This window comes from Brevibacillus gelatini (genome assembly GCF_003710935.1).
In the GTDB taxonomy this organism is placed as follows: Bacteria; Bacillota; Bacilli; order Brevibacillales; family Brevibacillaceae; genus Brevibacillus; species Brevibacillus gelatini.
Genome location: NZ_RHHS01000017.1, coordinates 1 through 25,906 on the forward strand (window position 1 = coordinate 1; position 25,906 = coordinate 25,906).

Annotated in this window: 21 protein-coding genes and 1 tRNA gene; 11 read left to right on the forward strand and 11 right to left on the reverse strand. The window is 54.6% G+C overall.

Annotated features, from left to right (window positions below; all coding sequences use genetic code 11):
* Nucleotides 1-83: 83 nt before the first annotated feature.
* Both EDM57_RS06430 and EDM57_RS06435 read left to right on the forward strand, forming a co-directional pair.
* Nucleotides 84-172 (forward strand) — tRNA-Ser (locus tag EDM57_RS06430).
* Nucleotides 173-522: 350 nt separating this feature from the next.
* Nucleotides 523-2,091: an acyl-CoA synthetase gene (locus EDM57_RS06435; RefSeq protein ID WP_122903943.1), complete on the forward strand. Its 1,569-nt coding sequence runs from the start codon at nt 523-525 to the stop codon at nt 2,089-2,091.
* 77 nt (nt 2,092-2,168) lie between these two features.
* On the opposite strand, the gene EDM57_RS06440 is transcribed toward EDM57_RS06435, so the two are convergent.
* On the reverse strand, nt 2,169-4,433 hold the full coding sequence (locus EDM57_RS06440; protein ID WP_122903944.1) for an exo-beta-N-acetylmuramidase NamZ domain-containing protein: 2,265 nt from the start codon (nt 4,431-4,433) through the stop codon (nt 2,169-2,171).
* 269 nt (nt 4,434-4,702) lie between these two features.
* On the opposite strand from EDM57_RS06440, the gene EDM57_RS06445 reads away from it, so the two are divergent.
* From EDM57_RS06445 to EDM57_RS06475, 7 genes are all read left to right on the forward strand, one after another.
* Nucleotides 4,703-5,482 carry a copper amine oxidase N-terminal domain-containing protein gene (locus EDM57_RS06445; RefSeq protein WP_246005770.1) on the forward strand — a complete coding sequence of 260 codons (780 nt, stop codon included), beginning with the start codon at nt 4,703-4,705 and terminating at the stop codon, nt 5,480-5,482.
* Nucleotides 5,483-5,547: 65 nt separating this feature from the next.
* Entirely contained in the window at nt 5,548-6,171 is a 624-nt protein-coding gene (locus EDM57_RS06450; RefSeq protein WP_122903946.1) for a sporulation protein, read from the forward strand.
* 117 nt (nt 6,172-6,288) lie between these two features.
* On the forward strand, nt 6,289-9,495 hold the full coding sequence (locus EDM57_RS06455) for an AfsR/SARP family transcriptional regulator (RefSeq protein WP_122903947.1): 3,207 nt from the start codon (nt 6,289-6,291) through the stop codon (nt 9,493-9,495).
* Nucleotides 9,496-9,609: 114 nt separating this feature from the next.
* Complete coding sequence (locus EDM57_RS06460) at nt 9,610-10,194, forward strand: TetR/AcrR family transcriptional regulator (RefSeq protein ID WP_122903948.1); 585 nt, start codon at nt 9,610-9,612, stop codon at nt 10,192-10,194.
* A 36-nt stretch (nt 10,195-10,230) separates the two neighbouring features.
* Nucleotides 10,231-11,421 (forward strand): HlyD family secretion protein, encoded by a 1,191-nt coding sequence (locus EDM57_RS06465; RefSeq protein ID WP_122903949.1) that lies wholly within the window; start codon nt 10,231-10,233, stop codon nt 11,419-11,421.
* Nucleotides 11,414-12,589 carry an ABC transporter permease gene (locus EDM57_RS06470; RefSeq protein ID WP_122903950.1) on the forward strand — a complete coding sequence of 392 codons (1,176 nt, stop codon included), beginning with the start codon at nt 11,414-11,416 and terminating at the stop codon, nt 12,587-12,589. Before EDM57_RS06465 ends, EDM57_RS06470 begins: the two co-directional genes overlap by 8 nt.
* A gap of 94 nt (nt 12,590-12,683) precedes the next feature.
* Nucleotides 12,684-13,196, forward strand: a complete 513-nt coding sequence (locus EDM57_RS06475) for a DUF3907 family protein (protein ID WP_122903951.1) — start codon at nt 12,684-12,686, stop codon at nt 13,194-13,196.
* A gap of 45 nt (nt 13,197-13,241) precedes the next feature.
* Here EDM57_RS06475 and EDM57_RS06480 read toward each other — a convergent pair whose 3' ends face one another.
* From EDM57_RS06480 to EDM57_RS06510, 7 genes are all read right to left on the reverse strand, one after another.
* Nucleotides 13,242-13,835 (reverse strand): NAD(P)H-dependent oxidoreductase, encoded by a 594-nt coding sequence (locus EDM57_RS06480; protein ID WP_122903952.1) that lies wholly within the window; start codon nt 13,833-13,835, stop codon nt 13,242-13,244.
* Between the two features lie 34 nt (nt 13,836-13,869).
* On the reverse strand, nt 13,870-15,270 hold the full coding sequence (locus tag EDM57_RS06485; protein ID WP_122903953.1) for a S8 family peptidase: 1,401 nt from the start codon (nt 15,268-15,270) through the stop codon (nt 13,870-13,872).
* A 70-nt stretch (nt 15,271-15,340) separates the two neighbouring features.
* On the reverse strand, nt 15,341-15,973 hold the full coding sequence (locus EDM57_RS06490; protein WP_122903954.1) for a trimeric intracellular cation channel family protein: 633 nt from the start codon (nt 15,971-15,973) through the stop codon (nt 15,341-15,343).
* A gap of 26 nt (nt 15,974-15,999) precedes the next feature.
* A complete protein-coding gene (locus EDM57_RS06495; RefSeq protein ID WP_122903955.1) occupies nt 16,000-16,776 on the reverse strand; it encodes a Cof-type HAD-IIB family hydrolase in 777 nt (258 codons plus the stop codon).
* A gap of 127 nt (nt 16,777-16,903) precedes the next feature.
* A complete protein-coding gene (locus EDM57_RS06500; protein ID WP_122903956.1) occupies nt 16,904-18,019 on the reverse strand; it encodes an ABC transporter ATP-binding protein in 1,116 nt (371 codons plus the stop codon).
* A gap of 109 nt (nt 18,020-18,128) precedes the next feature.
* The gene (locus EDM57_RS06505) at nt 18,129-19,163 is read right to left on the reverse strand and encodes a PucR family transcriptional regulator (RefSeq protein WP_122903957.1); all 1,035 of its coding nucleotides are present in this window, start codon (nt 19,161-19,163) and stop codon (nt 18,129-18,131) included.
* A 46-nt stretch (nt 19,164-19,209) separates the two neighbouring features.
* On the reverse strand, nt 19,210-20,118 hold the full coding sequence (locus EDM57_RS06510; protein ID WP_122903958.1) for a metallophosphoesterase: 909 nt from the start codon (nt 20,116-20,118) through the stop codon (nt 19,210-19,212).
* A gap of 164 nt (nt 20,119-20,282) precedes the next feature.
* On the opposite strand from EDM57_RS06510, the gene acsA reads away from it, so the two are divergent.
* Nucleotides 20,283-21,998, forward strand: a complete 1,716-nt coding sequence (acsA, locus tag EDM57_RS06515; RefSeq protein WP_122903959.1) for an acetate--CoA ligase — start codon at nt 20,283-20,285, stop codon at nt 21,996-21,998.
* 105 nt (nt 21,999-22,103) lie between these two features.
* On the opposite strand, the gene EDM57_RS06520 is transcribed toward acsA, so the two are convergent.
* The 3 genes from EDM57_RS06520 to EDM57_RS06530 form a co-directional block, all read right to left on the reverse strand.
* Nucleotides 22,104-23,153 (reverse strand): cation diffusion facilitator family transporter, encoded by a 1,050-nt coding sequence (locus EDM57_RS06520; protein WP_122903960.1) that lies wholly within the window; start codon nt 23,151-23,153, stop codon nt 22,104-22,106.
* A 14-nt stretch (nt 23,154-23,167) separates the two neighbouring features.
* On the reverse strand, nt 23,168-24,226 hold the full coding sequence (locus EDM57_RS06525; RefSeq protein WP_122903961.1) for a flavin-containing monooxygenase: 1,059 nt from the start codon (nt 24,224-24,226) through the stop codon (nt 23,168-23,170).
* Between the two features lie 129 nt (nt 24,227-24,355).
* Nucleotides 24,356-24,757 carry an ArsR/SmtB family transcription factor gene (locus EDM57_RS06530; protein ID WP_122903962.1) on the reverse strand — a complete coding sequence of 134 codons (402 nt, stop codon included), beginning with the start codon at nt 24,755-24,757 and terminating at the stop codon, nt 24,356-24,358.
* Nucleotides 24,758-24,860: 103 nt separating this feature from the next.
* Here EDM57_RS06530 and EDM57_RS06535 point away from each other — a divergent pair, with 103 nt between their 5' ends.
* Nucleotides 24,861-25,901, forward strand: a complete 1,041-nt coding sequence (locus tag EDM57_RS06535; RefSeq protein WP_246005758.1) for a permease — start codon at nt 24,861-24,863, stop codon at nt 25,899-25,901.
* Nucleotides 25,902-25,906 lie beyond the last annotated feature (5 nt).

The window sequence follows — 25,906 nt, forward strand, 5'->3', positions numbered from 1 at the left end:
ACTATGGCTTGACTCACACCCCCGCCTGGAGCAGCTTGCATGCAAGGGCGGGGCTGTGCTATATTTGAGTTAATCAGCAACGCGGAGGGATACCGAAGTGGTCATAACGGGGCGGTCTTGAAAACCGTTAGAGTGCAAGCTCACGCGGGTTCGAATCCTGCTCCCTCCGCCATCTTTTTTTCTGACAAACTACAACTTGCAGGACGAGGCGATCTCTTTTTTACCAAAAGAGGTCTTTTTCTTTTTCGACAGCAAAAGCCTGGTTGCCGGGTCCAACAAGCACAGGATGGTCCATTGGCAGACTATCCGTTTTTTTCCTCAAAATCCAGAAGAACCAATATCGAAGCTTGGCGCGATATGAGATATGCTGTAACCAAGGACTCGATTGTTTCTTGGGGCCTGCGGCAGCTTCAATAATGCAGAGGAAGCTGCCGCTTTTTTCATGATAAAAAATCAGAAAATAAATACAAAACAGAAAATAAAAATATAATAAAGGCAAACGAGGATGAGGGAGGTATCATGATGATCGAAACCCAACGAGCCAGAAGAAATACGCTTGGTGACATCCTGCGAAGAAGCCGAATGCGGTACCCGGACAAAATTGCCTTGCAGTTTGAGGAAGAAGTTCTTACATACAGCGAGCTGGATCAACTGGTCAATCAGGCGGCCCATACGTTCCTCGCCAACGGTCTGCAAAAGGGTGAGAGAGTGGCGGTGCTGTCTCGAAACTCGATGGATTTTGTCATTCTCAACTTTGCGCTTGCCAAAGCAGGACTGATTATGGTGCCGATCAACTTCATGCTGAACACGAGTGATGTCGCGTTTATTTTGGGTCACGCGGAGGTGAGCGCCTGCTTTGTAGCTCCAGAGTTTCTCACCGTGGCCCAAGAGGCGATTGTACAGGCTGGGCTGTCGCCCAAGCTGCTGTCGCTCATCTCCAGACCTGCAAAGCCGGAAGGAGCGTGGGTGCCGTTTCGCACGCTGATTCAGGATGCGAGCACCGACGAGCCGGAGCAGGAACTGTTTGACGACGATGTTGCGCACATTTTGTATACGAGCGGTACGGAGTCGCGGCCAAAAGGGGTCATGCTGACGCACAGCAGCATTTTGTCCGAATACGTGAGCACGATCATTGACGGGAACATGGCGCACGATGACGTGGCGATTCACGCGCTACCGCTGTTTCATAGCGCACAACTGCATTGCTTCCTAGGGCCCTACATTTATCTGGGGGGAACAGGCATCATCCTGGAGCAGGTAACGCCCGGACTGATCCTGGAGATGGTCGAGACACACAAGGCGACACAGCTGTTTTGTCCGCCAACCGTCTGGATTGCCTTGCTGCGCTCGCCTGATTTTGCCTCCCGCAACCTTTCCTCCTTGCAAAAATGTTACTACGGAGCGGCAATCATGCCGGTCGAAGTGCTGAAGGAGCTGGGGACACGCCTGCCGAACGCGCAGTTTTACAATTTTTATGGCCAAACGGAGGTAGCTCCGCTGGCGACAGTCTTGCCGCCGCAGGACCAGATTCGAAAAGCAGGCTCGGCAGGCAAGCCTGCGCTGAACGTGGAGACGAAAATTGTGGATGAGGAAGGGAACGAGGTGCCAAGGGGCTGCGTTGGCGAGATTGTGCATCGAACCAGCCATGCGATGATCGGCTATTTTCGCGACGAGGAGAAGACGCGGGCGGCCTTCAAGGGAGGCTGGTTCCATAGCGGTGACTTGGGGATAATGGATGAAGAAGGATATATCACGATTGTAGACCGCAAAAAGGACATGATTAAATCAGGTGGCGAAAACGTGGCAAGCAGGGAAGTGGAGGAGCTGATTTATCAGCACCCAAAAGTATCCGAGGTGGCGGTGATCGGTGTTCCGCATCCGTATTGGATCGAGGCGGTGACGGCGGTCGTTGTGCCGAAGGCTGGCGAGACGTTGACGGCAGAGGAACTGCTCGCGTTTTGCAAGGAGCGCCTTGCTTCGTTCAAAGCACCGAAGTACGTTTTCATCACAGATACCTTGCCGCGCAACCCCAGCGGGAAAATATTGAAGCGCGAATTGCGTCTGCGGTACGACACGCTTCCAGCCACGTAGCTGCCTGCTGGCAAACGAACAGAAAACCCGCCCGACTGCCGGCTGGTCCGGTTTGTCGGGCGGGTTTTTTCGTGCGTCTATTTCACATGGGAGACAGTCGGCCGATCAGGGCTGATGACTTCGAAGCGGTAGCCTTTTGACTTTAAAAAGGTAATGACTTCCGGAAGGGATTGTGCCGTTGGCGTTTTCGTACTTGCGTCGTGCATGAGTACGACAATTTCTTTTTGCGATTTTACCTGCTGTTTAATAGTGGCGAGTGCCTGCTGGGCAGTGTATTGATTGCTGCGGGCGTCGCCGTTGGTGACATTCCAGTCGATGAACGTGTAGCCTTTTTTGTTCGCTTCGGCTTTAATGGCGCTCATGACTGTTTTTTGGCTGTTGTACCGTTTCGGGTCCTGGTATTTGAGGCTGACCGTGTTGGTGCTGCCGCCCGGATAGCGGAACAAGACAGGCTTGGTGCCGATTGCTTTTTCGATGAGCTGATTGCCTTTTTCCAGGTCGGCAAAAAAGGCTTCGGTGCTTTTGTAGACGACTTGGTAATCGTGTGAGTACGTATGCCCGCCAATGGCGTGCCCTTCTGCGACGGCCCGCTTCAAAATCGCTTCGTGGCCAGGGACGTATCTGCCTACGACGAAGAAAGTAGCTTTCACCTGGTATTTTTTCAGCGTATCGAGGATGTGCGGTGTCACAGGCGACGGGCCGTCGTCAAATGTCAGATACGCGATTTTTTCCCCAGTGTTCGGCGCTGGTGCCACGGGCGGCTTGGGAGCCGGGGCGGCTGTGACTGGCGGCTGGGCAGTCCCCGGTTTTGCAGCCGGAGCCGTCGTACCCGGTGGCTGGGCCGTTCCAGGCTTCGGAGCTTGCGTCGTCGCACCCGGCGGCTGGGCCGTTCCAGGCTTCGGAGCTTGCGTCGTCGTACCCGGTGGCTGAGCCGTTTCAGGTTTCGGAGCTTGTGTCGTCGTGCCAGGCGGCTGACTAGTACCAGGCTTCGGAGCTGGGGCAGTCGTACCTGGCGGTTGAGTCGTTCCGGACTGCGGCGGCAGATCCGTCGTAACCGTTCCAAGCTCGGGAGCCGGAGCGGTTGTAGCAGTCGGCTGTGTTGCTTCCGTTGCTACTGGCCCGCTGTGAATTGGCTTGGTTGGAACGAACGGGGCATCGCCATAAATGAAAAAGTTTTTGCGCAGCTCCTTGAATTTGCCAAGCGCTTCCGCGTAGGAGTCAACGATTTCCTGCGGGCTTTTGCCTTGCGCAAGCAGTTGGCCGATTTTGTCTGTACCCATCACCTGCTCGAACAACGTAATCTCCTTGTCCGTGCCAAGCGGTACAGGGAAGGGCTGGAGCTGTCTCGCATAGGCAAGCGCGTACAACCCCGTTTTTACCGGATTGAAGCTTCGCGGATCGTAAATGCGCAGCCTGACGCCGCCTGCTTTCCCCTTTTTCTCCGGGAGAAAAATTACGCCTGGCAACAGGCTGCCGTTCATGAGATCGGCGTATCTCACGGAATCGATGCCTTCTGCGCCAACCCAAGTAAAATGGTCTGCCTGGGTAACGGGGGTGCCTTCGCCAAGGCCTGTCGCCATGTAGCCGTAGACCGAAGACAGGTCAGGCAAGTGCGGGGAGCCCGGAACCCAGCTCAGCCCCGTCTCCTGATAGAGCATGGAGCGGGTGTAGCCCTGCATGGGAACGACGTACAGGTCAGCGCCTATGGTACGGTTGAAAAACAGCGCAAGCTCGCCAATCGTCATGCCGTGGGCCAGCGGCAACTCGTCGACGCCGATAAAGGATTCATACCGCTTTTCCAGCACGGGCCCTTCCACGATGGTGCCGCCGAGCGGGTTGGGGCGGTCGAGTACGATAACCTGCTTACCTTGCTCCTTTGCAGCCGTCATGGCGTATTTGAGCGTCGATAGGTAAGTGTACGTCCGGGAGCCGATGTCTTGCAGATCGACGAGAAGCGTGTCAAGATGTGCAAGCATTTCCGGTGTTGGCTGGCGGGTTGAGCCGTACAAGCCGTAGACCGGAATGCCATAGACCGGGTGAATGAAGCTCTCCGGCTGGCTTGCCACCTGTGCCTTGCCATCCAGTCCATACTCGGGAGCGAACAACGCTGTGAGCGTGATGGAGCGGTCACGACGCAACAGGTCGATGGTGCTCGTTCCCTGACTATTGACGCCGGTTTGGTTGGTAATCAGCCCGACTTTTTTTTCCTCGATCAAATGATGGAATTGGTCGAACAGTACATCGCTTCCCAATTGAACAGTAGCTGTGTTCGCAGAGCTGCCTCCGGGGGGAAGCATGGTCAAAATCAGTGCCAGGATAAGAAAAGGAATAAATTTTTTCATCATCATTGCCTCTTTCGAAGAAAAATACAGTCGTTTCTAAATTCATTGTAACGGTTTTTGACAGAATGATGGCTTTATTTTTGTAACAATTTGAAATTAGGTCTAAAGATAGAGAAACATCGTATTTTTTGACGATTACCAGTTGGTTCCTGCTTGTCCAATCCGGGTCATTCCTTTTACAATGACAGTACGGTCTTGGCAAGGAATGGCTTGAAACCGCACCAAGCCTATAGTAGATTAAGAATCGTGTGAATCTTAGTGGAAACGGAGTGGACATCTTGCTGAAAAAACTCGCATCATTTGTGCTGGCAATTGCTCTGGTGCCTATGGCAACATTTTCTGCGGCGGCAGCTTCTGCCCCTGTGCAGAGTGCCGTCAAGGTGGAGTACAATAAAAAAGAAATTGTATTCCCCGATCAAAAGCCGCTGATTCGCGACAGCCGGACACTGGTACCGATCCGTCCGATCGCGGAAACATTGGGCTTTAAAGTCGATTGGAACGAGAAAACGAGAACCGTGACGATTGACAAAGGAAACGACAACATCCGTCTCGTCGTCACACAAAAAATTGCCAAGAAAAATGGACAAACGATCAATCTGGACGTGCCTGCGCAAATTGTCAACCAGCGCACCGTCGTGCCTGTGCGTTTCATTGCTGAGGCGCTGAGTTACAAGGTCGATTGGGATCAGGCTACGCAAACGGTTTTGATTGCGGATCAGGCTGTTGTTGAGGAAGAAAAGCCACAAGAGCCGGCCAAGCCTGCAGAAGACAATAGCAAACCGGAGCAGGCAAGCTTTGATAAGGACAGCATTTCTGGAAAAAGCTTCCGTCTGGGGACGATGGGCATCTACGAAATCCTTGGAACCGTTGATCCAAAGGCAGAGGTGACAGTCACTTTGGAAGGAAAGACGTATGAGGTAGAAGTCAAGGCGGATGGAACTTTCGAGTTTTATCGGACCACCTACGATGGCATTAAAAATTTCACACTCAAGGCTGAAGTCGATGGCAAAGAGGATACATTCGAGGGCGAGTTTGCTGCTCGAAACTAAGCCAGCCACTTCCTGAGTAAGAACACCTCCCGCGCACCACACTATGCGCAAGGAGGTGTTTTTTGTTGAAGCGAATTGGTTATTGCCTATATGCGTCGATTTTGCTTGTCGCTCTGATGACGGGCTGCACGCCAAACAAGGAACAAGGCACCGAGGATCGCAACGGTAACGAGGCCAAATTCGATGCGTACGGCATCAACTTTCGCAATGACAACGTCGGAATGGACAAAGGGCCAGCGGCAATGATTACCCAGAAAATGGTTCATAATCGCGAGCCGCATCTCGTCGCCTATCTGGAGCGGCATGCGGAAAAGGTGCCTGGCGTAGCCGATTTGAAAGTGCTGGCGTACAAGGACACGCTATTAATCGGTGTTTTGCCACTGGATACGCCAAAACCCGATGAAATCAATCCGCGTCCGTCGATCCGGCATACGCCGGGGAGGATTGTGCGCAACGACAACGGACATACAGATGCGCTGCAAAAGCGCGTGGTGGATCGAATGCGAAGCAGGCTGCAGAGCGAGTCGCGCTTCAACTTGATGTACGTGTCCACGAACAGGGCGGTTTACGACCGCATCTTCGATTTGCACCAGCGTATTCTTCGCGGCGAGGCAGTCAGCAACGAAGAGTTCCAGGTGCTGCTCAACGATATTGGCTATACCGTCAAAGGGTACAATCTCGTCGATTGACAAAAAGCCACCTGGATGTCCGGGTGGGCTTTTTGTCGAGCGTGGCTTGCGGCAGGAGTTTTGCAAGAAATGGGGAAATAGTCTGGAAGAGTAGGTGAACGGCAAGGAGTGCAACCGATGAGTCATTTCCAGGTACCCATTTCCAAAATCACGCTTCCTTCGCAAAAGCCGTATGTGCTCAGGCGTCCTGCGCTGGCGCGGAAGCTGCGGCTGCTCGCTCACGCCCGGCTCTGCCTGATCCACGCCGGGGCGGGGTACGGCAAAACGACATCGTTTGCCACGTTTTTGCACGATGAAGCGCGATCTGCTTCCTGGTATTTCATCACGGAAGAAGACACTGCGCTTCCCGATTTTTTGTGGTGTCTGTTGGAGAGTGTCCGGCGTGTCACTCCTGACTTTGCACCGTCTTTGCGCGAGCTGCTTCTTAACTTGGCGGAATCGCAACAGGAGCATACGGCAGAAGCCAGGCGGCTCGCAGACTTGTTTGCCCACGAATGCGCCGGGCTTCCCGACGATTTTGTGATCGTTCTGGACAACTATCACCGGATTGCAAGCGGAAGTGGTGCCGACTGCTTCGTGTCCGAACTGGTCGAACTGCTGCCGCACAAAGTCAAGCTGGCGATCCTGACCCGTGTCCGTCCCGACTGGGCACAGTTGGAGCTGCTCACGGCGCGCGGTGATTGCCTGGAGCTTGCGACGGATGACTTGGCGTTTACGCTGGAAGAGAGCGAAGCTTTTTACTCCGATCAATACGACATCGCCCTGACAGACGACGAATGGAAGCAGGTCGAAGAAGTCACCCGTGGCTGGGTGATCGCGCTGCGCTCGATCGGGGAGAAAATTGCACGGGGCTTCCGGCTCGCAGACAGTCTGCACGAATTGTCCCGGCTGCTGCATTTGCTGGAAGCGGACGTGTGGATTGGCCTTGCCGAAGATATGCAGCAGTTTTTGATGGAGGCTGCGGCCCTGGAGGCGTTTACCCCTGAAGACTGCGAGCAGGTCTTGGGAGCTGCGGCGTTGGAAAAGCTGGAGGAGGCGAAGCGCAGTCATCTGTTTTTGCACGTGGACGAGCGGGGGATGCATGTTTTCCATCCGTTGTTTCAGCGGCTGTTATCGAGCAAGCTTGCGTCACGCCAGGACATTTACCGGCGAGTCAACCAGGGAGCGGCCGTCTGGTACCGCCGCAAAGGCGAAGAAGAGCGGGCGTTCGAGCGCTTGCGCCTGATTGAGCAGTGGGATGTGCTCGGCTCATGGGTATGCATGGCTGCGGAGCGCTTTTTGAGTGCGGGCGTGCTGGACGGGCTGTACAAATGGCTGACGCTGTTGCCGGATTCGATCAAAGCAGAGGAGCACTGGCTCTGGTTTTACCAGGGAGAGGTGGAGCGGTACCGCTGTCTGTACGCCAAGGCGTTTGCCTCCTACGAGCAGTTTCTCGCCTTTTGCGAGGAAAAACACGACCGGATCGGGCTGTGCCGCGGGTTGGAAGGCAAGGCGAGAGTCCATCTCGACAGCGTACAGGGCGTCAAGGCGGAGGAACTGCTCAAGCGGGCAATCCAGCTGCTTCCGCCGCAAGAGCAGGAAAGCGAGATGGCCCCAAGACTGTACCGCCTGCTGGCGGAAATTTATACAAACCGCGGAGATTCGAGGCTGGCGGCGGCGTGGTATGAAAAAAGCCAGGAGCTGGAGCAGCAGACAGAGGTCGAGCTGGAGTCGCGGCTGCTGTTTCGCACGGGACGGCTGCAGTCGTCCATCCAGCTTTTGGAGAACAAATGGCAGATGGAACAGACCAGGCATCCGGCCTTGACGCGCTCCTATCGGGAAACGTCGCTGTTGCTGTCCTTCGTCTATGCGTTAAACGGCGAGTGGGAGCGCGGTTTCGAGGCGGCGGAAACAGCCATTCAGCTTGGACGAGCGGCGCATTCCCCGTTCGTGGAGGCGAATGGCTACGTCAGAAAAGCGCATGCGGCGCTCATTGGCCAGGCACTGCCTGCGGACGAGATTCGCCAGCTTTACGAAAAAGGCTTGCAGATGATGGAGGAACTGCAGTCCACGCGCGGAAAGTCCGAGACGCTGCTCGGGCTGACGCTGTTTCACGCCAGTCAGAAGGCGCTCGATCAGGCGCTGTTGTACGGCAAGCGAGGAATACACGAAACCGAGGCCATGCGCGACGACTGGCTGGGCAGCCTGGTGCGGATGGCGATCGGAATCGCCTATGCCAGATACGGCAAGGACGAAGAGGCACTGGAGACGTTTCGCGACTGCTCGGAGCGGCTGAGTCGTTGCGGAGACAGCTATCATGTGGCGATTTGCCAGTTGTGGCAAAGCTTTCTTGCGTACCGCAGCAAGCAGTGGGAGCTGTTCGTCCCCGCCGTAACGCAGGCGCTGTCGCTGATGCAGACAGGCGAGTACGTCTTTTTGCTGCAGCGTCCGACCCTGCTCACTCCGTACGACGTGCAGCAGCTGATGCCGATTCTGCTGGAAGCGGAACGGCGAAAAGTATCGCCGGACTACGTTTCCCAACTGTTAAACGATCTCGGCTTGCAAAATGTCACCTTTCACCCTGGCTATACTTTGCGCATCCAGACGTTGGGCGCGTTTCGCGTCTGGCTGGGCGAGCGCGAACTGAGCGAGAAGGCGTGGCAGCGCGGAACCGCCAAGCTGTTGTTCCAGCTGCTGTTGACCAAGCGCCACCATCTGCTGGCTCGCGAGGACATTATGCACCGTCTCTGGCCGGATAGCCAGGAAGAAGCGGCGATCCGCGATTTCAAGGTCGCGCTCAACGCCTTGAACAAAGCGCTGGAGCCAAACCGGACAGCGCGGACGGACACCTTTTTTATTCAACGCCATGGCAGTTCCTACGGATTCAACCTCGCGTCCGGCTATCATCTGGATGTGGAGGAGTTCGAAAAGCTGGTCACATCGGGATTGGCCGAGCAGGACGAGCGGCAGGCGGGTGTTTTGCTGGAAAAAGGGCTCAGCTACTACCAGGGCGAGTACATACCGGAGTGCCGCTACGAGGAATGGTGCGTAGAAGAACGGGAGCGACTGCAGGCGCTGTTTTTGCGGGGCGCGGAAAGGCTGGCGAAAATCAGGCTGGAGCAGCGGCAACTGGAAAAAGCGATTCGCTGGTGCGAGGCGATCCTGCAGGTGGACGATTGCTGGGAGGAAGCGTATCGGCTGCTGATGACCGCTTACTACGAGCTAAACAACCGGACACAGGCCATCCGTTGGTACAAAAAATGCGTGGCGAAACTGCAGGAACAGCTCGGCGTCGCGCCGATGCCAGCGACAGTGGAGACGTACAACCGAATCAGGGAAAAATGAAAGACCGTGGGCGAGCGGTCTTTTTGCTTTTCATGTTGACAAAATCAGGAGGGATCCCTATACTGATTTTTGTACTGACCAGTCAGTTTAATAAAGGCGAGGGGGATGGGAGTGATGGCAACATCCAAAAAAGATCAAATTGCCCAAGGAGCGCTGAGCGCGTTTGCCCAGCTAGGCTACAGCGAAACGACGATGGACGCAATCGCGGAAGTGGCACAGGTAGCGAAAGGAACCCTGTACTACCACTTCTCGACCAAAGAGGAGCTTTTTTTGTACGTGATTGAAAAAGGCGTGAAGATGCTGATTTACCATGTTGACAGTGTGATGCAAAACGAAGAGCTGTCTTTGGATGAACGCATGCTGAATGTGCTGGATGAGCATCTTCGCTTCTTTTCCGAAAATCGCGAGCTGTGCTTCCTCTTGCTCAGCGTCTTTACAGGGGACGAACAGCGCGATTTGACAGTCGCCAACCTGTTGACCGGTTATTTTACGATGATGGAAACCTATCTGAAACAAATGCAGGAGCAAGGCTACATACGCCCGGATATTGAGATCGGGACGCTTGCTTCGGGATTGTTTGGCATGGTCGGTTTTACGGCGATCCGCAAGCAATATCGCAAGGAACCGTTGGACACGCAGGAAAACAGGCATACACTGCGCTGCTTTTTGGCAGGCATGCTGCAAGCCAAACAATCGTAAAGCCCATACAGAAAAGTCACAGAGGAGAAATCGACGATGAAAAAACGAGCATGGATCGGAGTGGCCGGTTTTGCGGCCGTAATCGCAGTCTTGGGAACAGTGTTGTTCTCATCTGGCGGAAGCAGTCTGGCCGGGCAAAAAACGCCGCCGCTGACAGGTGTGATCGAAGGGACGGAAGTGGACCTGTCCTTTAAAATGGGCGGCTCCATCGAACAGATCGCCTTTAAGGAAGGCGATGAAGTAAAAGCAGGGCAAGTGGTCGCCACCTTGAACAGCGAAGAACTGCTGGCGAAAAAGGAACAGGCGGAAGCAGCCTACCGTCTGGCGCAGGTGAAGCTCGACCAGGCGAAAAAAGGCGTATCGCTGACGGAGAGCACAAGCAATGCCCAGGTCGATCAGGCGCAAGCGGTAGTCAGCTCGGCGGCGGCTCAGCTTGCGGCGAACAAAAACGGGGCGCGCAGCGAAGAAATCGCCCAACTGAAAGCGAAGCTGCAGGCTGCCCAAACAGCGAACCAGATTGCCGCTACCAATCTGGAGCGGATGCAAAAGCTGCTGGCCGAGGGCGCTGTTCCACAGGTAAAAGTCGAGGAAGCGCAAATGCAGGCGGAAAAAGCCCAAGCAGAACTGAAGGCTGCTGACGAACAGTTGAGAATGGCCCAGTCCGGCGCTCGCCGCGAGCAGGTTGATGCCGCACAGGCCCAGCTCGATCAGGCCAAGGCAGCCTACAAGCAAGCGGTAGCGGCACGCGATCAGGTAGGCTTGAAGGAGCTGGACGTGAAATCGGCCGAGGCTGGCGTGCTGCAGGCAAAAGGCGCTCTCGCGGAAATCGAGGCGTATTTGAACAATACAAAGCTGGTCGCGCCAATGGACGGAGTAGTCAAATCCGTTGCCGTGCAAAAAGGCGAGCTGGTCGCGCAAGGCTTTACGGTTCTTACGCTGCAAGCAAAAGCTGATAACTACGTGAAGCTTTACGTGAACGAATATGCCCTTGGCCAGATCAAGACAGGCGACACGGTCAACCTGTTCGTCCCTGCGCTCAACCGGGAAGTAGAGGCGAAAATTGCCACGATTGCTCCGGCAGCAGATTTTGCCGTCAAAAAGGCAACACAGGAGCTGGGCGACCGCGACATCCGCTCGTTCCAGGTGAAGCTGCTCGTCTCTGATCCAGAGCTGCGGCCAGGCCTGACGGTCGAATGGAAGCTCGAAGGAGCTGTTGAAGGTGAGTAATTTCTCCCGGCTGTTCTTTCGTGAATGGAAGAATCTGTTTGCCAATAAAACGATTCGCAATGTCTTGTTTATCGTGCCGATCATTTACCTGACGCTGTTTGGCTTTTTGTACAGCGAAAAGAAAGTGATGAACATCCCGACCGTCATGGTAGACGCGGACCAGACTGAGCTGAGCCGCGAGCTGTACCGGGCGTTTGAGGCCGACAAGACATTCAAGATTACGTCCATCGTCGGAACGGAAGATGAGGCGATGCGGCTGGTTGACAAGGGCGAGGCGAACATCGCCCTGTTGATTCCGGCTGATCTGGAAAAAAACGTCAAATCCGGACGGCCCGCAGAAGTTTTGACCGTCATTGACGGCAGCAACATGATGATCTCGAACACGGCTGTCCGCGCCGCGAGTACGGTGGTCAAATCCGTTGCCGCAGGTGCGACGCTGAAAAAAATGGAAGCAATGGGCAGCTGGGGCGAGGAAGGGAAAAACTTGTTCACCGGAATCGACTTTCGCTACCGCGTGCTGTACAATCCGACGTTCAGCTACATGTCCTTCATGGTATTCGGCTTGACAGGAACGGTGCTGCAGCAGGTCCTGTTCCTTGGAATTGCCTTGTCGGTCGCGCAGCAGAAGGAAGAGGGAACGTGGAAGGAGACGCTTGCCTCGCACAGCTTTTTCGCGATCACGGCAAGCAAGCTGCTGCCGTACTTATTGGTAGGCACGTTCAATGTGTTTCTGGGCTTCACCCTGCTTTTGAAAGGGTTTGAAATTCCGTACTACGGCAGCACCCTTGACCTGATGCTCGTCGCGACGGCGTTCAACCTGGCGGTGCTCGCCATCGGCTACGCGATTTCCTTTTTCTCCAAAGACCAGTTGCAGGCTACGCAGATTGCGATGATGATTGCCGTTCCTTCGTTTATGCTCTCCGGCTTCACCTGGCCGCTCGCTTCGATGCCAACTGCTGTTGCCGCGATTGGTAAATCTTTGCCGTTGACATACTTCCTTGACGGCGTGCGGGAGATATTGAGCAAAGGGCATGGGCTGTCCTACGTGGCATATGATGTGGGCGTTTTGGGCTTCATGACCCTCTTGGGTTTGTTCCTGGCCTACGTCACATACTTGTTGCAGACAAGGAAAAATAAGGAGGTCGTTGCCGAAACGACAACGGTTTAGCGAGTTTTGCAGAAAAGAAACCCTTGTGTTGTAAAGAAAATTTCTTATATACTTAACTAAAAAAGGGCAGATTCTTCAACGCAAGGGGGACAATATGGCAGCGACTCATCTGAAGCAATTGTGCGAAGAGACATACACCAAATTGAAAAAGGCAAGCATGGAACTGGAACGTTATCTCAATCAAGTTACCTTGTCTAGCCTTGTAGCTGCATCAGGCGATCCGGAAGAGTATGAAACCTACTATCGTGCCTATCTTTCCGATTTGCGTCACCTTTTGGTTTACTGTGAAAATGCGTACGACAGGCTGGGGGTATCCTTGCGCCGGGCACGATTTAACGAGGAGTTTGCTGAAGAGGTACTGTATCAGGTGTACCACACCTGTATCAATTCCTTCTATTATCCTAAAGGCGAGGTTTATGAGGAAGACAGCCGCTATGCCTACACGGGACAAGACTGCATCATTTTCCGCAAACAGGTAACGCCCGAGCTGCAACAACTGACTTTGTCCTTGTCCAAAGTGTTTGAGCAACTGCGTAATGAATTGCAATACTATGAAAATGACTATATAGCCAAAAAACGGCGGCATAAAGAACAAGCACAGGTATAAGAGCCTGTGCTTGTCGCTTTTTACGACAGAGGTTTTCTCGTATGGCTACACGCCGAGCGGCTTGCGTACTCCTGCGGCGATTTTCTCGACTTCGGCAAGCATTTGCTCGCGTGCTGCGTTCTCCACATAAGGAACAGCTGCGAAATTGCGATAGGTGACATCGTAGCCGATCATGGCGAGCGTGCCGTCCACAATCTGTTTTTTCACCACATCGTCCAGGCCGCTTCTCTTCATCTCCGCTTCGGACTCCCGCGTCGTCGTAAGAACGATAGCCTGCTTGTTTTGTAACAGACCGACAGGGCCGCCAGATTCGTAGCGGAAGGCGAAGTTGTTCGTAAACACCCGGTCGATATAGCCTTTGAGAATGGCAGGAGGCGACCACCACCAGACAGGGTAAATCATCACCAGCAAATCGGCTTCGGAAATCAGCTTCTGTTCTGTCAAAACATCCTGGGAGGCTGACCCGCTGGATACGTTTTGCATGTCTGCCGCATCGAAGACAGGCTGGAATTTCATCTGATACAAGTCGCGCACTTCGCAGGCGATCTGCTGCTTTTGCAGTGACTTGGTGACGCGGTCGAGAATGGCGTGACAGAAGCTCTCTTTTCCTTCGTGAGCAAAAACGATGCAGGCTTTCATAGTCCATTCCTCCGTTTGTTTTTCGTCTGTTTGTTTATTCGAAGCCAAAGCGCAGGCGCATGAAAAATTTGTTCAGCAGTCCGCCGACCGTATTTTGTGTATTCGTCGTGTCAACTGGTTCTGTCGGCTTGATTTGCCGCAACGTCTGATTGACGTCAATCATCCCGTAGCCGTACAACTGGTCGTGACCGGGAGCGCCAAGGTCTTTGGCCGATTGCCGGATCAGCTTCATCACTTCGTGGTTTTTCATGTCAGGTTGGACGGAGCGCACCAGCGAGGCGAGCGCTGCCACGTGCGGACAAGCCATGGAAGTGCCGGAGAGCGAAGCGTAGTCGCTGTAAATGTACGTGCTCGGAATATCGACACCGGGAGCGGCGACATCCACGTAATCCCCAAAGTTGGAAAAATCGGCGCGTTCCTTGCGGTGATCGACAGCCGCAACGGCGAGCACTTCCTCATAGGCAGCGGGGTAGCTCGGCTGGTCGGTGGCGTCGTTTCCGGATGCTGCGACGAGCACGACGTTTTTCTCATACGCATAGCGGCAGGCTTCCTTCAAAGCGGCGGATGATGTGTAGTTGCCGACACTGAGGTTGATGACGTCTGCTCCGTGGTCGGTCGCCCAGTAAATGCCACGCGCGATGTCGACAGCCGAGCCGGAGCCGTCTGCGCCAATAGCCTTGATCGGCATCAGTTTGCTGTTCCACGACATGCCGGCAATTCCGTCTGCGTTGTTCGTTTTTGCGGCAATGATGCCAGAGACGTGTGTGCCATGCCCGTTGTCGTCTGCCGGACGGTTGTTGTCTTCCAGCACGTTGTAGCCTTCGACAAGTTTTCCGGCAAATTCGGGGTGATCGAGATCAATCCCCGTATCGATGACAGCCACAATGACATCACTGCTGCCTGCGCTCACATCCCAGCTTTGCTCCATGCCGATCAGCGGCAAGTTCCACTGGTACTCCGTGTAGTACGTGTCGTTTGGCTTGCGGTTGGGCAAAAGCAGGTAGTTCGGCTCGGCAAACACCGAGTCGGGATGCTCGGCCAGCTTTTTCATCAGCTGCTTCGTCGTCAGGCTTTTGGATTTGATGATGAGAAAATGCTCAAAGTCGCGCTTGATTTTGGCATCCAGGGAAGCGACCAGCTGGTCAATTTTTTTCTGCTCTGGACGAGGGGAGAAACGGACGACGACTTCATGCTCGACATAATGGCTTCGGTCACGCGGGTTGTGGCGCAGTGTCTGTACGTGACTGCTTTTTTCCAGGTTCCTGCGAATGTCCTTGACCTGCTCGATATAGTTGATCCGCGGTATGGTCGCTCCGATGGAAGTGACGCGGGGATGAGGTTCGCGCATTTCCTGCTCGGCAATGTGGTGACGATAAGGAATGACGACCAGACCGATCAAGGCAAGGGCGGCGATAATCGGGGGCAAGACGCGCAAAAAAACTCACTCCCTCCAGTGCTGATGCTTATAGCGTGCACAGGGAGGGAGTGATTATGAAGGAAATAGCTTACATTCGGTTGTCAAAAGGACGAACATGAACCGGACGAAGCGAACGGCGCGGCAGCTTCCAGCCCTTGTAGACGGAAACCATCCGGAAAGCGATGATCGCGGAAAACAGGGTGTACAACTCGCCAACCGTTGTCGCCCACTTGAGGCCGACCGCTACCCCGGCGAGCATCGCCCAGACGGCATAAATTTCTTCCTGGAACACAAGCGGCTTGCGTCCGGCCAACACATCGCGGATGATCCCGCCGCCGATTCCGGTCAGAACCGCGGCAACGATGGTGGCGCTCAGCGGGTAGTTCATTTGGGTAGCGTACAGAGCACCCTGAATGGCAAAGGCAGAGAGCCCGACTGCGTCAAAAAACATGCCGCACTTGTTCCATAAGCCAAGGTAGTGATGGGGGAGAACAAAAACGATCAGCATCGACACAAGGGCGATCGTAAACAGCGTTCCCTGATTCCAAAACTGGGTGAAAGGAATTCCAAGCAACAGATTGCGCATGATCCCGCCGCCAAATGCAGTGGCCAATCCGAGAACGATTACGCCCAGGATGTCGTAATCTTCCTCCATGGCAATGATCGCGCCGCTGATGGCAAACGCGATGGTGCCAATGATGTTAAACCATTCCCAAGACATGTATTATTCAACGTCCTTCCTGATTCCTAGTTGATAAGTCCAAGCTGCTGCAAGCCGTACCGGATGCCGTCCTCGTTCACATGGCGCGTGACCATCCGGGCAAAAGGCTTCAATTCTTCATGGGCATTTCCCATGGCGACGCCCATTCCGACGTAAGAGAGCATCTCCTTGTCGTTCAGTCCATCTCCAAACGCTACGGCATCAGCGGGAGTCAGACCCTCGTGCTTGAGGATGGCTTCGATGCCGCGCGCCTTCGAGCCGCCTTTCGGGAGAATGTCGAGGACGTGCTTGTGCCAGCGCACGTACGACACCTGCTCGAATGCTTCCGTATAGATCGCTTCTTCTTCGGCAGTACAATACAGAAACGCCTGGTAGATCGGAGCGACCTCCCAGTAGCGATGGTGATGGGCCGGAGCAGGCAAGCGCAAGAACGCGAACGAGTCGAGGATGTGCGGGTGATCGGCTGTGTTCGCATAGCACTCTTCATGGCTTAAAAACACCATCGGATGGGCATTGCCTTTTGCCTTCCGTTCCAGCTCGGCCAATGTCGTCGCGGCAAAAGGAGTATGATGAATGACTGTATTCCCGCTCACGACATAGGAGCCGTTAAACCCGACGAACGTATCGATCCCAAGCTGCCGGGCAATCGGCATCAGATGGTACGGCGAGCGGCCCGTTGCAATCGCTACCCGGATACCGTTTTGCCTGAGCTGGCGCACGGCGTCCACGGTTGATGGCGGAATCGCGTGCTCCGTGTTCAGGAGCGTGCCGTCGATGTCGAAAAAGACAATTTTGTACGCCATTTTTTCTCTCCACTCTTTCTTTTATTTCATATAAAACAACCGCCGTTTGTATAGCCGCCACGGACTGAAACGTTTGAGGGCAATAGAAAAAGGAATGCCGGAAAAGACATTCCTTTTCACTCCGCTATTAGAATACAGCCACTTCCGTCTCGCTGTCAAATAGATGACATTTGGAAAGATCCATGGCGAGCTTGACTGTCATTTTCGCTTTCAGATCCTCGCGGGAATCCACGCGGGCGACCATTTGTGTCTGGCCGATATTATGGAAGTAAACGTACAACTCGGAACCCATGTTTTCCACAACTTCAATCTGTGCCGTAATCGCGCTTTCGAACGGATTGGCTTCGATAAAAGACGTATCGCTGTAAATATCCTCAGGGCGAATACCGAAGATGCCCGGCTTGTGCACATACCCTTTGGCGCGCAAAATTTTCGCCTTGTCTTCCGGGAAGCGGACGTGAATGTTGTCGGCATCGAAGTACAGGGCACCGTCTTTTTCGGAAATGTGACCTTTGACGAAGTTCATGGCAGGGGAGCCGATAAAGCTGGCTACAAACAGATTGGCGGGATGGTTGTAAATCTCGCTCGGCGTCGCCACCTGCTGGATCACCCCGTCTTTCATCACGACAATCCGGTCGCCCATCGTCATCGCTTCCGTCTGGTCATGGGTGACGTAGATGATGGTCGTGTTCAGCCGCTGGTGCAGTTTCAGGATTTCCGTACGCATCTGGACGCGCAGTTTGGCGTCGAGGTTGGACAAAGGCTCGTCCATCAAAAAGACTTGCGGCTCCCGCACGATGGCCCGGCCGAGTGCGACACGCTGCCGCTGACCGCCGGAAAGCGCTTTGGGCTTGCGGTCCAGCAGGTGGGAAATATCGAGGATGCGCGCGGCTTCCTGAATCCGCTTGTCGATCTCGCTTTTGGAAAACTTGCGCAGCTTCAAGCCGAACGCCATGTTTTCATACACGTTCATATGCGGGTAGAGGGCATAGCTCTGGAACACCATCGCGATGTCCCGATCTTTGGGAGGGACGTCGTTGACGCGGCGATCGCCAATGTACAAATCGCCCTTGGAGATTTCTTCCAGTCCAGCAATCATCCGCAGCGTCGTCGATTTTCCGCAGCCGGACGGCCCGACGAGGACGAGAAACTCCCGATCCTGAATGTCCAGATGAAAATCATTTACCGCTGTTACATTTTCGCCATAAATTTTGTATATGTGGTTCAATGTCACTTTTGCCATGCATGAGGCACCTCCTTGAATAATCGGGGAGCAGATTCTGAGGTGTTTTTTTGCAAGAGTAACAATTGTTGGACAATTTAACCATGGGCGAAGTATACAAAAAGTTTTGTTAAGACTGCCGAAAGAGCAAATAGAGCTGCAGCAGAACGGCGTCAGCGAACTGGCGGGGATCGAGGCCTGTCTGTTCAGTCAGCTTGTCCAGTCGATACAAGAGCGTGTTGCGGTGCAAAAAAAGCTGGCGTGCCGTCTCGCTGACATTCAACTGCTTGACGAACAGCGTTTCCAATGTTTCCAGCTGCTCTGCACTGAGTTGCGGCACAGACATCAGCGCGGCAAGTTCACGGGACATCGCCTGCGCGACTTCTGGAGGCAGGGAGACGGCCCAGCGCTCCAGCGGATACATCCAGTCTCCCGCCACCATCACCTGTGCCCGGTATTGCTGCAGGGCGCGAGACAACAGCAGCTGCCCGGCGAGCGTCTTTTCCAGGGAGGACGGCGCGGCCACAGGTGTACTGACGATGATGCGGACGGGCTCCATCCATTCGGTAGAGATGAGGTCGTACAAACCGGATGCCCATTCCAGCAAGTCGGACCGTTCCTTTGCGCCCTCAAGGATTGAAAGCGGGAGCAAGAGGACAGAATAAGCATGACTCAACGGGAAAAAGGCGAGGCTTGCAGCTGTCGGCGTGTACGCAGTCGTTTCGCGGAAAAAAGGGTGCAGGCAGCTTTGTAGCGTTTCCCATGTGCCTGTTCCTTCTGTCCGGTTGCGTTCGATCAAAAACGATAGACGCTCTTCTTTCCACGGCCAGAGGGCATCCAGACGTTCGGGGGGAGCCTGTCGCGGACCCGTGACGAAAGACTTCAGCCACACCGTGATTTGCTCGTGCAGCGTCGGGGGTGCTTTTTCTGCGGAGCGGGAAAAAAACAGACTCAGCAAGGAACGGGCAGAAGCGGGCCACTGGATCGCTTCAATCAGCACGAGATAGAAGGCGTCGTGCTCTGACGCAAGCGAAACGAGCTCCCAGCCTTTTTGCTCCCATTCCTGCCGAGTCTGGCTGATTTCCTGTTCCAAAACTTTGAGGCAAACGATCGGCAAATTCGTAGCCTGCCTGATTTGCTCGACTTCTTTCATCCATTTTTCCACAGCAAAGACCTCCGTTGCAAAACAGCTAACGTAGGTCTATTATACATTACTCCAGCGCAAGCGTGGCGGCGCTTTCTTGCAAACCGGACGGCTGTGCTGCTTTTGATTCGGCGTTTTCAGGCTGGCTTGCCCGCCCCAGCATATGCAGCGTTATTTCCGGACGGGAGCGAAGGCGGACATTCAGCCCGGTTTGCCCAAGACCTTCACTGATGTAGAAAGGGCGTCCGTCCATTTCATGAAGCCCTTTGACCATGTTCAGCCTTGGCAGCTTCCCCATTTTGGCCAAATGGTAGGGACGCGGCCAGTGAATTTGCCCGCCGTGAAAATGGCCCGCCAGCAAGTAATCGTAGTCGTAATCTTTCATATGCAATACGAGATTCGGGTCGTGCGTGAGAACGAGGCGCGCACCTGACGCGGGGACTGCTTGAAACGCTTTTTCCAGCTGACTGCGGCGCGTGCTGTAATCGTCGACGCCGATAATGTGCAGCGGCTGGCCTTTATGGGTAAGTGTCGCGTGCTCGTTGATAAGGACGCGGCAGCCGATCCGGGCAAGCTCCGATTTCAGTTGAGCCAGCTTTGACGGCGGCAGGACGTAGTCGTGGTTGCCAAACACGACGAACGTGCCGAGTGCGGGCTGCAATTGCATCAGCTGCTCGATGTAGCTGACGGCTTTCGGAATGTTTTTATGGCGATCCAGCAAATCGCCGGTAATCGCGATCAGGTCGACTGGTTGCCCGGAAAAATCGTGAACGATCCGCAGCGGATCAATCGACAAATTTTCCATGTGCAAGTCGGACAGATGCAGGATCGTAAGCGGTTCGAAATCTTGCGGATGATCGACATGCTGCGACGGCCACAGCGGGATTGTGACGTAGTTGGTATGGACATCAAATGTATTGCGATACGCTTTGACAAAGAGCAAGGCGACAGCGACAATCAGCAAAAACCATAGCATCTCTTTCGGCCATCTCCTTTCTCTCCAATGGTAGTGTCATTATAATCGATTTCGGCTCTTTTCGAATAAGTAGGTTCTGGCAGAAGGAATTTGCTGAAAAGTGCAGAAATATTATGAATGTTGTGTAGCAATGAATTCTATGAGGGGTTTAGGAGAGTGAGAGCATGAACGTAGAAAAAATTCCGGCGACAGAAGGCCGATTCAACCTGGAGAATTACGACGAGACGTACGCCAATTTTGACTGGAAAGATGTCGAAAAGCAATTTTCCTGGTATGAAACGGGAAAAGTGAACATGGCTTATGAAGCCATTGATCGCCACCTTTCTACTGAGCGCAAGGACAAAGTTGCTCTGCTGTACAGCGATCTGACCCGAGAAGAATCCTACACCTTTGCCCAGCTGAGTGAGTTGTCCAACAAGTTCGGAAATGTACTGCGTGACCTGGGAATCAAAAAAGGAGACCGCGTGTTCGTCTTCATGCCGCGTACTCCAGAGCTTTATGTAAGCGTTTTAGGAACGTTGAAGGTCGGCGCGATTGTCGGGCCGCTGTTCGAGGCCTTCATGGAAGCTGCGGTGCGCGACCGTCTGGAAAACAGCGAAGCGATCGCGATTGTTACGACTCCGGCTCTTTTGCCGCGCATTCCGGTGTCCGAGCTACCTGCCCTCAAGCACGTCATCGTTGTCGGGGCAAAAGAGGAGCTCGCAGAAGGGCAAGTCAGCTATGAAAAAGCGATGGAAAAAGCATCCTCCGAGCTTGAGATCGAGTGGGTGGATCGTGAGGATGGCATGATTTTGCACTATACGTCCGGCTCGACGGGAAAACCAAAGGGCGTGCTGCACGTCCACAACGCCATGATCCAGCAATATCAGACAGGAAAATGGGTGCTGGACCTGCGGGAAGACGATGTGTACTGGTGTACCGCTGACCCAGGCTGGGTGACAGGTACAGCGTACGGCATTTTCGCCCCTTGGCTGAACGGCGTGACAAACGTCGTTCGCGGTGGCCGCTTTACGCCGGAAGACTGGTATAAAACGATTGAAAAATATAAGGTAACGGTTTGGTACAGTGCGCCTACGGCATTCCGCATGCTGATGGGAGCAGGCGATGAGCTTGTGAAACGCTTCGACCTGTCCAGCCTGCGCCATGTGCTGAGCGTCGGTGAGCCACTCAATCCGGAAGTGGTGTATTGGGGCTTGCGCGTGTTCAACCAGCGTATCCACGACAACTGGTGGATGACAGAGACGGGCGCCCAGCTGATTTCCAACTACCGCAGCATGGCGATCAAGCCAGGCTCGATGGGCAAGCCGATTCCAGGTGTCTATGCGGCCATTATCGACGACCAGGGCAACGAGCTGCCGCCAAACCGGATGGGCAACCTCGCGATTCGCGTCGGCTGGCCATCGATGATGCGTCAAATCTGGAGAAACCCGGAGAAATATGCGGAATATTTCAGCATTCCGGGCTGGTATGTGTCGGGCGACTCGGCGTACAAGGATGAGGAAGGCTACTTCTGGTTCCAGGGCCGGATCGACGACGTTATCAACACGTCGGGCGAGCGTGTCGGCCCGTTTGAGGTCGAGAGCAAGCTGGTCGAGCATCCGGCTGTTGCCGAAGCAGGGGTGATTGGCAAGCCTGATCCTTTGCGGGGCGAAATTATCAAGGCGTTCATCTCGCTGCGTGCAGGCTATGAGCCAAGCGAAGCTTTGATGGATGACATCCGCAAGTTCGTGAAGGAAGGTCTGGCTGCCCACGCCGCTCCGCGCGAAATCGAGTTCCGCGACAAGCTGCCAAAAACGCGCTCCGGAAAAATCATGCGCCGCGTCCTGAAGGCATGGGAACTGGGGCTGCCGACAGGCGATCTGTCCACGATGGAAGACTAGGCGAACAGACAAGAACCATCTCTCTTTGGCAGGGGAGATGGTTCTTTTTGGTTTGGTGGGGGAGGGACTTGCAGATGGGCGCTCGTGGTAATGGGAGCGCGTGTTTTAGCGCGAATGCTCGTGGCCTTGGGAATGTCCGTGTTCATGCGGATGTCCGTGTTTGTGCGAATGTCCGTGCTCGTGTGGATGTCCGTCTTCATGTTCATGCTCATGCGAATGCCTCCGCGCCCCTCCCTGGCAATGCAGTTCGCCGTGCGAGATCGAAGAGTTTTCAATCTGGATCGTCGCGTGCGTGATCCCGAATTCTTTTTGCAAAAGCTCCAGTGCCGCATTCAGCACAGGGTAGCTCGGCAAGCCGTCCTCCACGATGAGATGGCACGTCAGCGAGTCAAAGCCGGAAGTGACCGTCCAGATGTGCAGATCGTGCACCTTGCGCACGCCGTCGAGTTGGCCGAGACGTGCTTCCACCTTTGTCGTGTCGATGCGGGAGGGCGCTCCTTCCAGCAGGATGTTGACCGATTCCTTGGTGACGCGCCAGGCGCTGATGAGAATCAGGAAGGCGACGATGATGCTGATGAGCGGGTCGGCGATGTACCAGCCGAAAGCGAGCATCAGGATGCCGCCGAGAATCGCGCCGACAGAGCCGAGCATGTCGCCCAGGACGTGCAGGTAGGCGCTGCGCACGTTCACGTTGTCCTTGTAGTCGCCGCGCATGAGGACGAAGGCGGCGGCGATATTGGCGAGCAACCCGATGGCGGCAATGACGATCATTTTTCCGCTGGCCACCTCGGGAGGCTGGAGCAGGCGCTGGAAGCCTTCCCAGAAAATGAACAAGGAAATCAGCACGAGCGTGACGCCGTTTGTCAAGGCGGCGAGAATTTCAAATCGCTGCATCCCGAACGTTCTTTTGGCAGAAGGGGGCCGCGCGGCAAAGTGCAAGGCAACGAGGCTGAGCAACAGCGCCAGGGCATCGCTGAGCATGTGACCGGCGTCGGACAAAAGCGCAAGACTGTTGGTGAGAAAGCCGCCGATGGTCTCGACGATCAAAAAAAGTGTGATGATGAGAAAAGAGGTGAGCAGCGCTTGTTTGCTCGCCCCTTTTCCGTGGTGATGATGGTCGTGTCCATCTCCGTGATCGTGATGGTGGAATCCCATAATGTAAACCTCCTCTATCGGGTCGCTTTCGCGATTATATGTTCCGCAAGAAAAAAAGCGTCTTTTCCCACGCCGCCCATGAGTGCAGAGCCGCGTGTATGCTGCCAGGGAAGCCCGAGAAAATACAGCCCCGGCACAGCGGTGACACCGCGCTCATGCCGCGGCCAGCCGCCTGGATCGAGTACGTCTGCCATGGACAGCCAGCTGTAGTCGGGGCGAAATCCGGTCGCCCATAAAACGCTCTGGAAGTTCGCCTGCCCGCCGTCCGCGAAATAGGCGGTCTTGCCAGCAATGCGAACGGTTCTGGGCACGGTCTGCATGGCACCGCTTTTCGTCAGGGCTTTCATCTGTTTGGAGTAGCCAAAAATCGGATCAGGCCGTTTCATCAGCTGCTTTCCGACCCATGACGAGCGCGGCGCGGAAAGCAAGCCAAACAGTTGCAGGTAGTCAAAAATAGTTTTGCCCAAAACGTACATAGGCAGATGAACGCGCGGTTGTCCGCCGGAAAAAATGACAGGGCGGTGTCGGGCAAGCTCCACAGCGATTTGCGCGCCTGAATTGCCTGATCCGACGACGAGGACGGGCCCGGCGGGGAGCTGGCTCTCGTTTCGGTAGTGCGCCGTATGGAGCGAGACGGCATCGGGGGCGAGCTGCCCGGCAAACGGCGGGATGTAAGGCGATTGAAACGGGCCTGTTGCCACGACGACGTTTTTTGCTCGCAGCGCTTCAAGCCCTGTCTGCACGAGAAAGCCCGATGCCGTGCGCTCGACGGAGACGACCTTCGTATTCAAGCGGACAGGCAATTGAAAATGACTGGCGTACAGCTCCAGATAGTCCGCAGCTTCGTCCTTCATCGGTACGGTATGCGGCTCCCCGGGAAAGGCCAGACCGGGGAGGGCATTGTTCTTGCGCGAGGTAAACAGCACGAGGGAGTCGTAACGTTTGCGCCAACTGTCCCCGACGCGTCCGTTTTGTTCCAGAATGACGAAGCGTACCTGCCGCTGCTGCAAAAAATGGCCCAACGCAAGTCCGGACTGGCCGCCGCCAACGATGATGACCTCGTAGTCGTGCATGGAGAAACCTTCTTTCAACCAGGAATTTACCTAAATCATACCACTTTCATTATTATATTCAAGCAATTATTTGAATGTTAGTCAAAAAAATAAAGCCGCCACAAATGTGACGGGCCACAATGGAACTGCTCAAGAACGAGCTGTCTTTTTCGATTGCTTCAATTCGGCTGCATGCTCGATCCCGCACATAATCAGATGGCGAACATGGTCGTCGTCCAGGGCGTAGTAGACGAGCTTTCCGTCCTTGCGGTGCCGGGCCAGTCCCATATTGCGCAGCAAACGCAGATGATGGGAGGCGTTGGCAATCGAGGTGTTGATCGTGGCGGCGACATCGCACACGCACAGCTCGCCCTCCAGCGCCAGGGCGTAAATGATTTTCGCACGCGTGTCGTCAGCCAGCGCTTTGAACAGGGGAGCGACACCTTCTGTTTCGCTCATCTTCGGCCGCAGCCTGGTTACCTTCGCCTCATCGACCGTTTGGATCTCGCACATGTCTCCTTCTTCAGCAGCACGTTGAATTTCCAGCCCCATGCTTTTCCCCCCGGCACAGTTGATTTTTTCATTATAAAACGGAATGAGTCGGAAAAAAAGCCGGGAAGCCGAAGGAAAGTGCGGAAAGAGTGTCTAATTAGGAATGATGACGATTTATGTGAAGGAGTGGAGTTCTGACGTGCTGGCTAAAATTCGGCCCTTCCTCATAGAAATAATAGGGGCCGTCCTGCTAGGTTTAAGTGTCGTATGGCTTACGGCAGACCGGGATTATAGTTGGTTTTCCGGATTTCGCATCGAGTGGTCTTCGCGCTGGCTCGATGTCAAAACGTTTTTTCTCAGCATATTGCTTGAGGCCATCCCTTTTGTCTTGCTAGGTGTGTTTTTTTCCGCCTTCATCCAGACGTTTGTCTCGGAAGAGCAGGTCAGGCGCTGGATGCCGAAGCACCCGCTCGTCGCGTTGCCGATTGCCGGATTGCTCGGCTTTTTGTTTCCCGTGTGCGAGTGTGCCATCGTCCCGGTTGTCCGCCGTCTGATTCAAAAGGGGATGCCTGTGTCCGTCGGCGTTGTGTTCTTGCTCGCCGGACCGATTGTCAATCCGGTGGTACTCTCCTCGACCTATGTCGCCTTCGCGCGGCAGCCGGACATGGCGCTGTACCGGGGAGTCGTCGGCTTTCTCGTCGCGCTGGCTGTCGGCTTGTTGGTCTGGCTCTTTGTGAAAAAGAACCCGTTGCGACTCGGGACGGAAGCGCAAATTCGCCATGAAGCCGCCCATAGCGAAGCGATGCGGGGCAAGCTGTCGGCAACTTTTGCGCATGCGGTTGACGAATTTTTCGACATGGGCAAGTTTTTGCTGTTCGGGGCATTGGTCAGCAGCATCCTGCAAGTGTACATCAGCCGCGACTTTTTGGTACAGATCGGACAAACACCGATTACGTCCCATCTGGTCATGATGGGCATGGCTTACTTGTTTTCGCTTTGCTCGGAAGCGGATGCCTTTATTGCTGCATCGTTTTCGGGCACGTTTCAAAGCAGCTCGCTGCTCGCTTTTCTCGTCTTCGGACCGATGCTTGATTTCAAAACGACGCTGATGCTTCTCTTGACATTCCGCTTCGGATTTGTCGTCAAGCTGGTCGTCGCCATAACAATGCTGGTGTTGGCGGTTACGCTGCTAATGCCGATCTAGGGGGA

Bases quoted from the DNA above. Each gene is read 5' to 3' on its own strand.
- EDM57_RS06455 (WP_122903947.1), top strand. From the start codon at position 6,289: ATGAGTCATTTCCAGGTACCCATTTCCAAAATCACGCTTCCTTCGCAA.
- EDM57_RS06535 (WP_246005758.1), top strand. From the start codon at position 24,861: ATGATGACGATTTATGTGAAGGAGTGGAGTTCTGACGTGCTGGCTAAA.
- EDM57_RS06500 (WP_122903956.1), bottom strand. From the start codon at position 18,019: ATGGCAAAAGTGACATTGAACCACATATACAAAATTTATGGCGAAAAT.
- EDM57_RS06490 (WP_122903954.1), bottom strand. From the start codon at position 15,973: ATGTCTTGGGAATGGTTTAACATCATTGGCACCATCGCGTTTGCCATC.
- EDM57_RS06510 (WP_122903958.1), bottom strand. From the start codon at position 20,118: ATGCTATGGTTTTTGCTGATTGTCGCTGTCGCCTTGCTCTTTGTCAAA.
- EDM57_RS06530 (WP_122903962.1), bottom strand. From the start codon at position 24,757: ATGGGGCTGGAAATTCAACGTGCTGCTGAAGAAGGAGACATGTGCGAG.
- EDM57_RS06480 (WP_122903952.1), bottom strand. From the start codon at position 13,835: ATGAAAGCCTGCATCGTTTTTGCTCACGAAGGAAAAGAGAGCTTCTGT.
- EDM57_RS06465 (WP_122903949.1), top strand. From the start codon at position 10,231: ATGAAAAAACGAGCATGGATCGGAGTGGCCGGTTTTGCGGCCGTAATC.
- EDM57_RS06475 (WP_122903951.1), top strand. From the start codon at position 12,684: ATGGCAGCGACTCATCTGAAGCAATTGTGCGAAGAGACATACACCAAA.
- EDM57_RS06495 (WP_122903955.1), bottom strand. From the start codon at position 16,776: ATGGCGTACAAAATTGTCTTTTTCGACATCGACGGCACGCTCCTGAAC.
- EDM57_RS06520 (WP_122903960.1), bottom strand. From the start codon at position 23,153: ATGGGATTCCACCATCACGATCACGGAGATGGACACGACCATCATCAC.
- EDM57_RS06435 (WP_122903943.1), top strand. From the start codon at position 523: ATGATCGAAACCCAACGAGCCAGAAGAAATACGCTTGGTGACATCCTG.
- EDM57_RS06440 (WP_122903944.1), bottom strand. From the start codon at position 4,433: ATGAAAAAATTTATTCCTTTTCTTATCCTGGCACTGATTTTGACCATG.
- EDM57_RS06525 (WP_122903961.1), bottom strand. From the start codon at position 24,226: ATGCACGACTACGAGGTCATCATCGTTGGCGGCGGCCAGTCCGGACTT.
- EDM57_RS06460 (WP_122903948.1), top strand. From the start codon at position 9,610: ATGGCAACATCCAAAAAAGATCAAATTGCCCAAGGAGCGCTGAGCGCG.
- acsA (WP_122903959.1), top strand. From the start codon at position 20,283: ATGAACGTAGAAAAAATTCCGGCGACAGAAGGCCGATTCAACCTGGAG.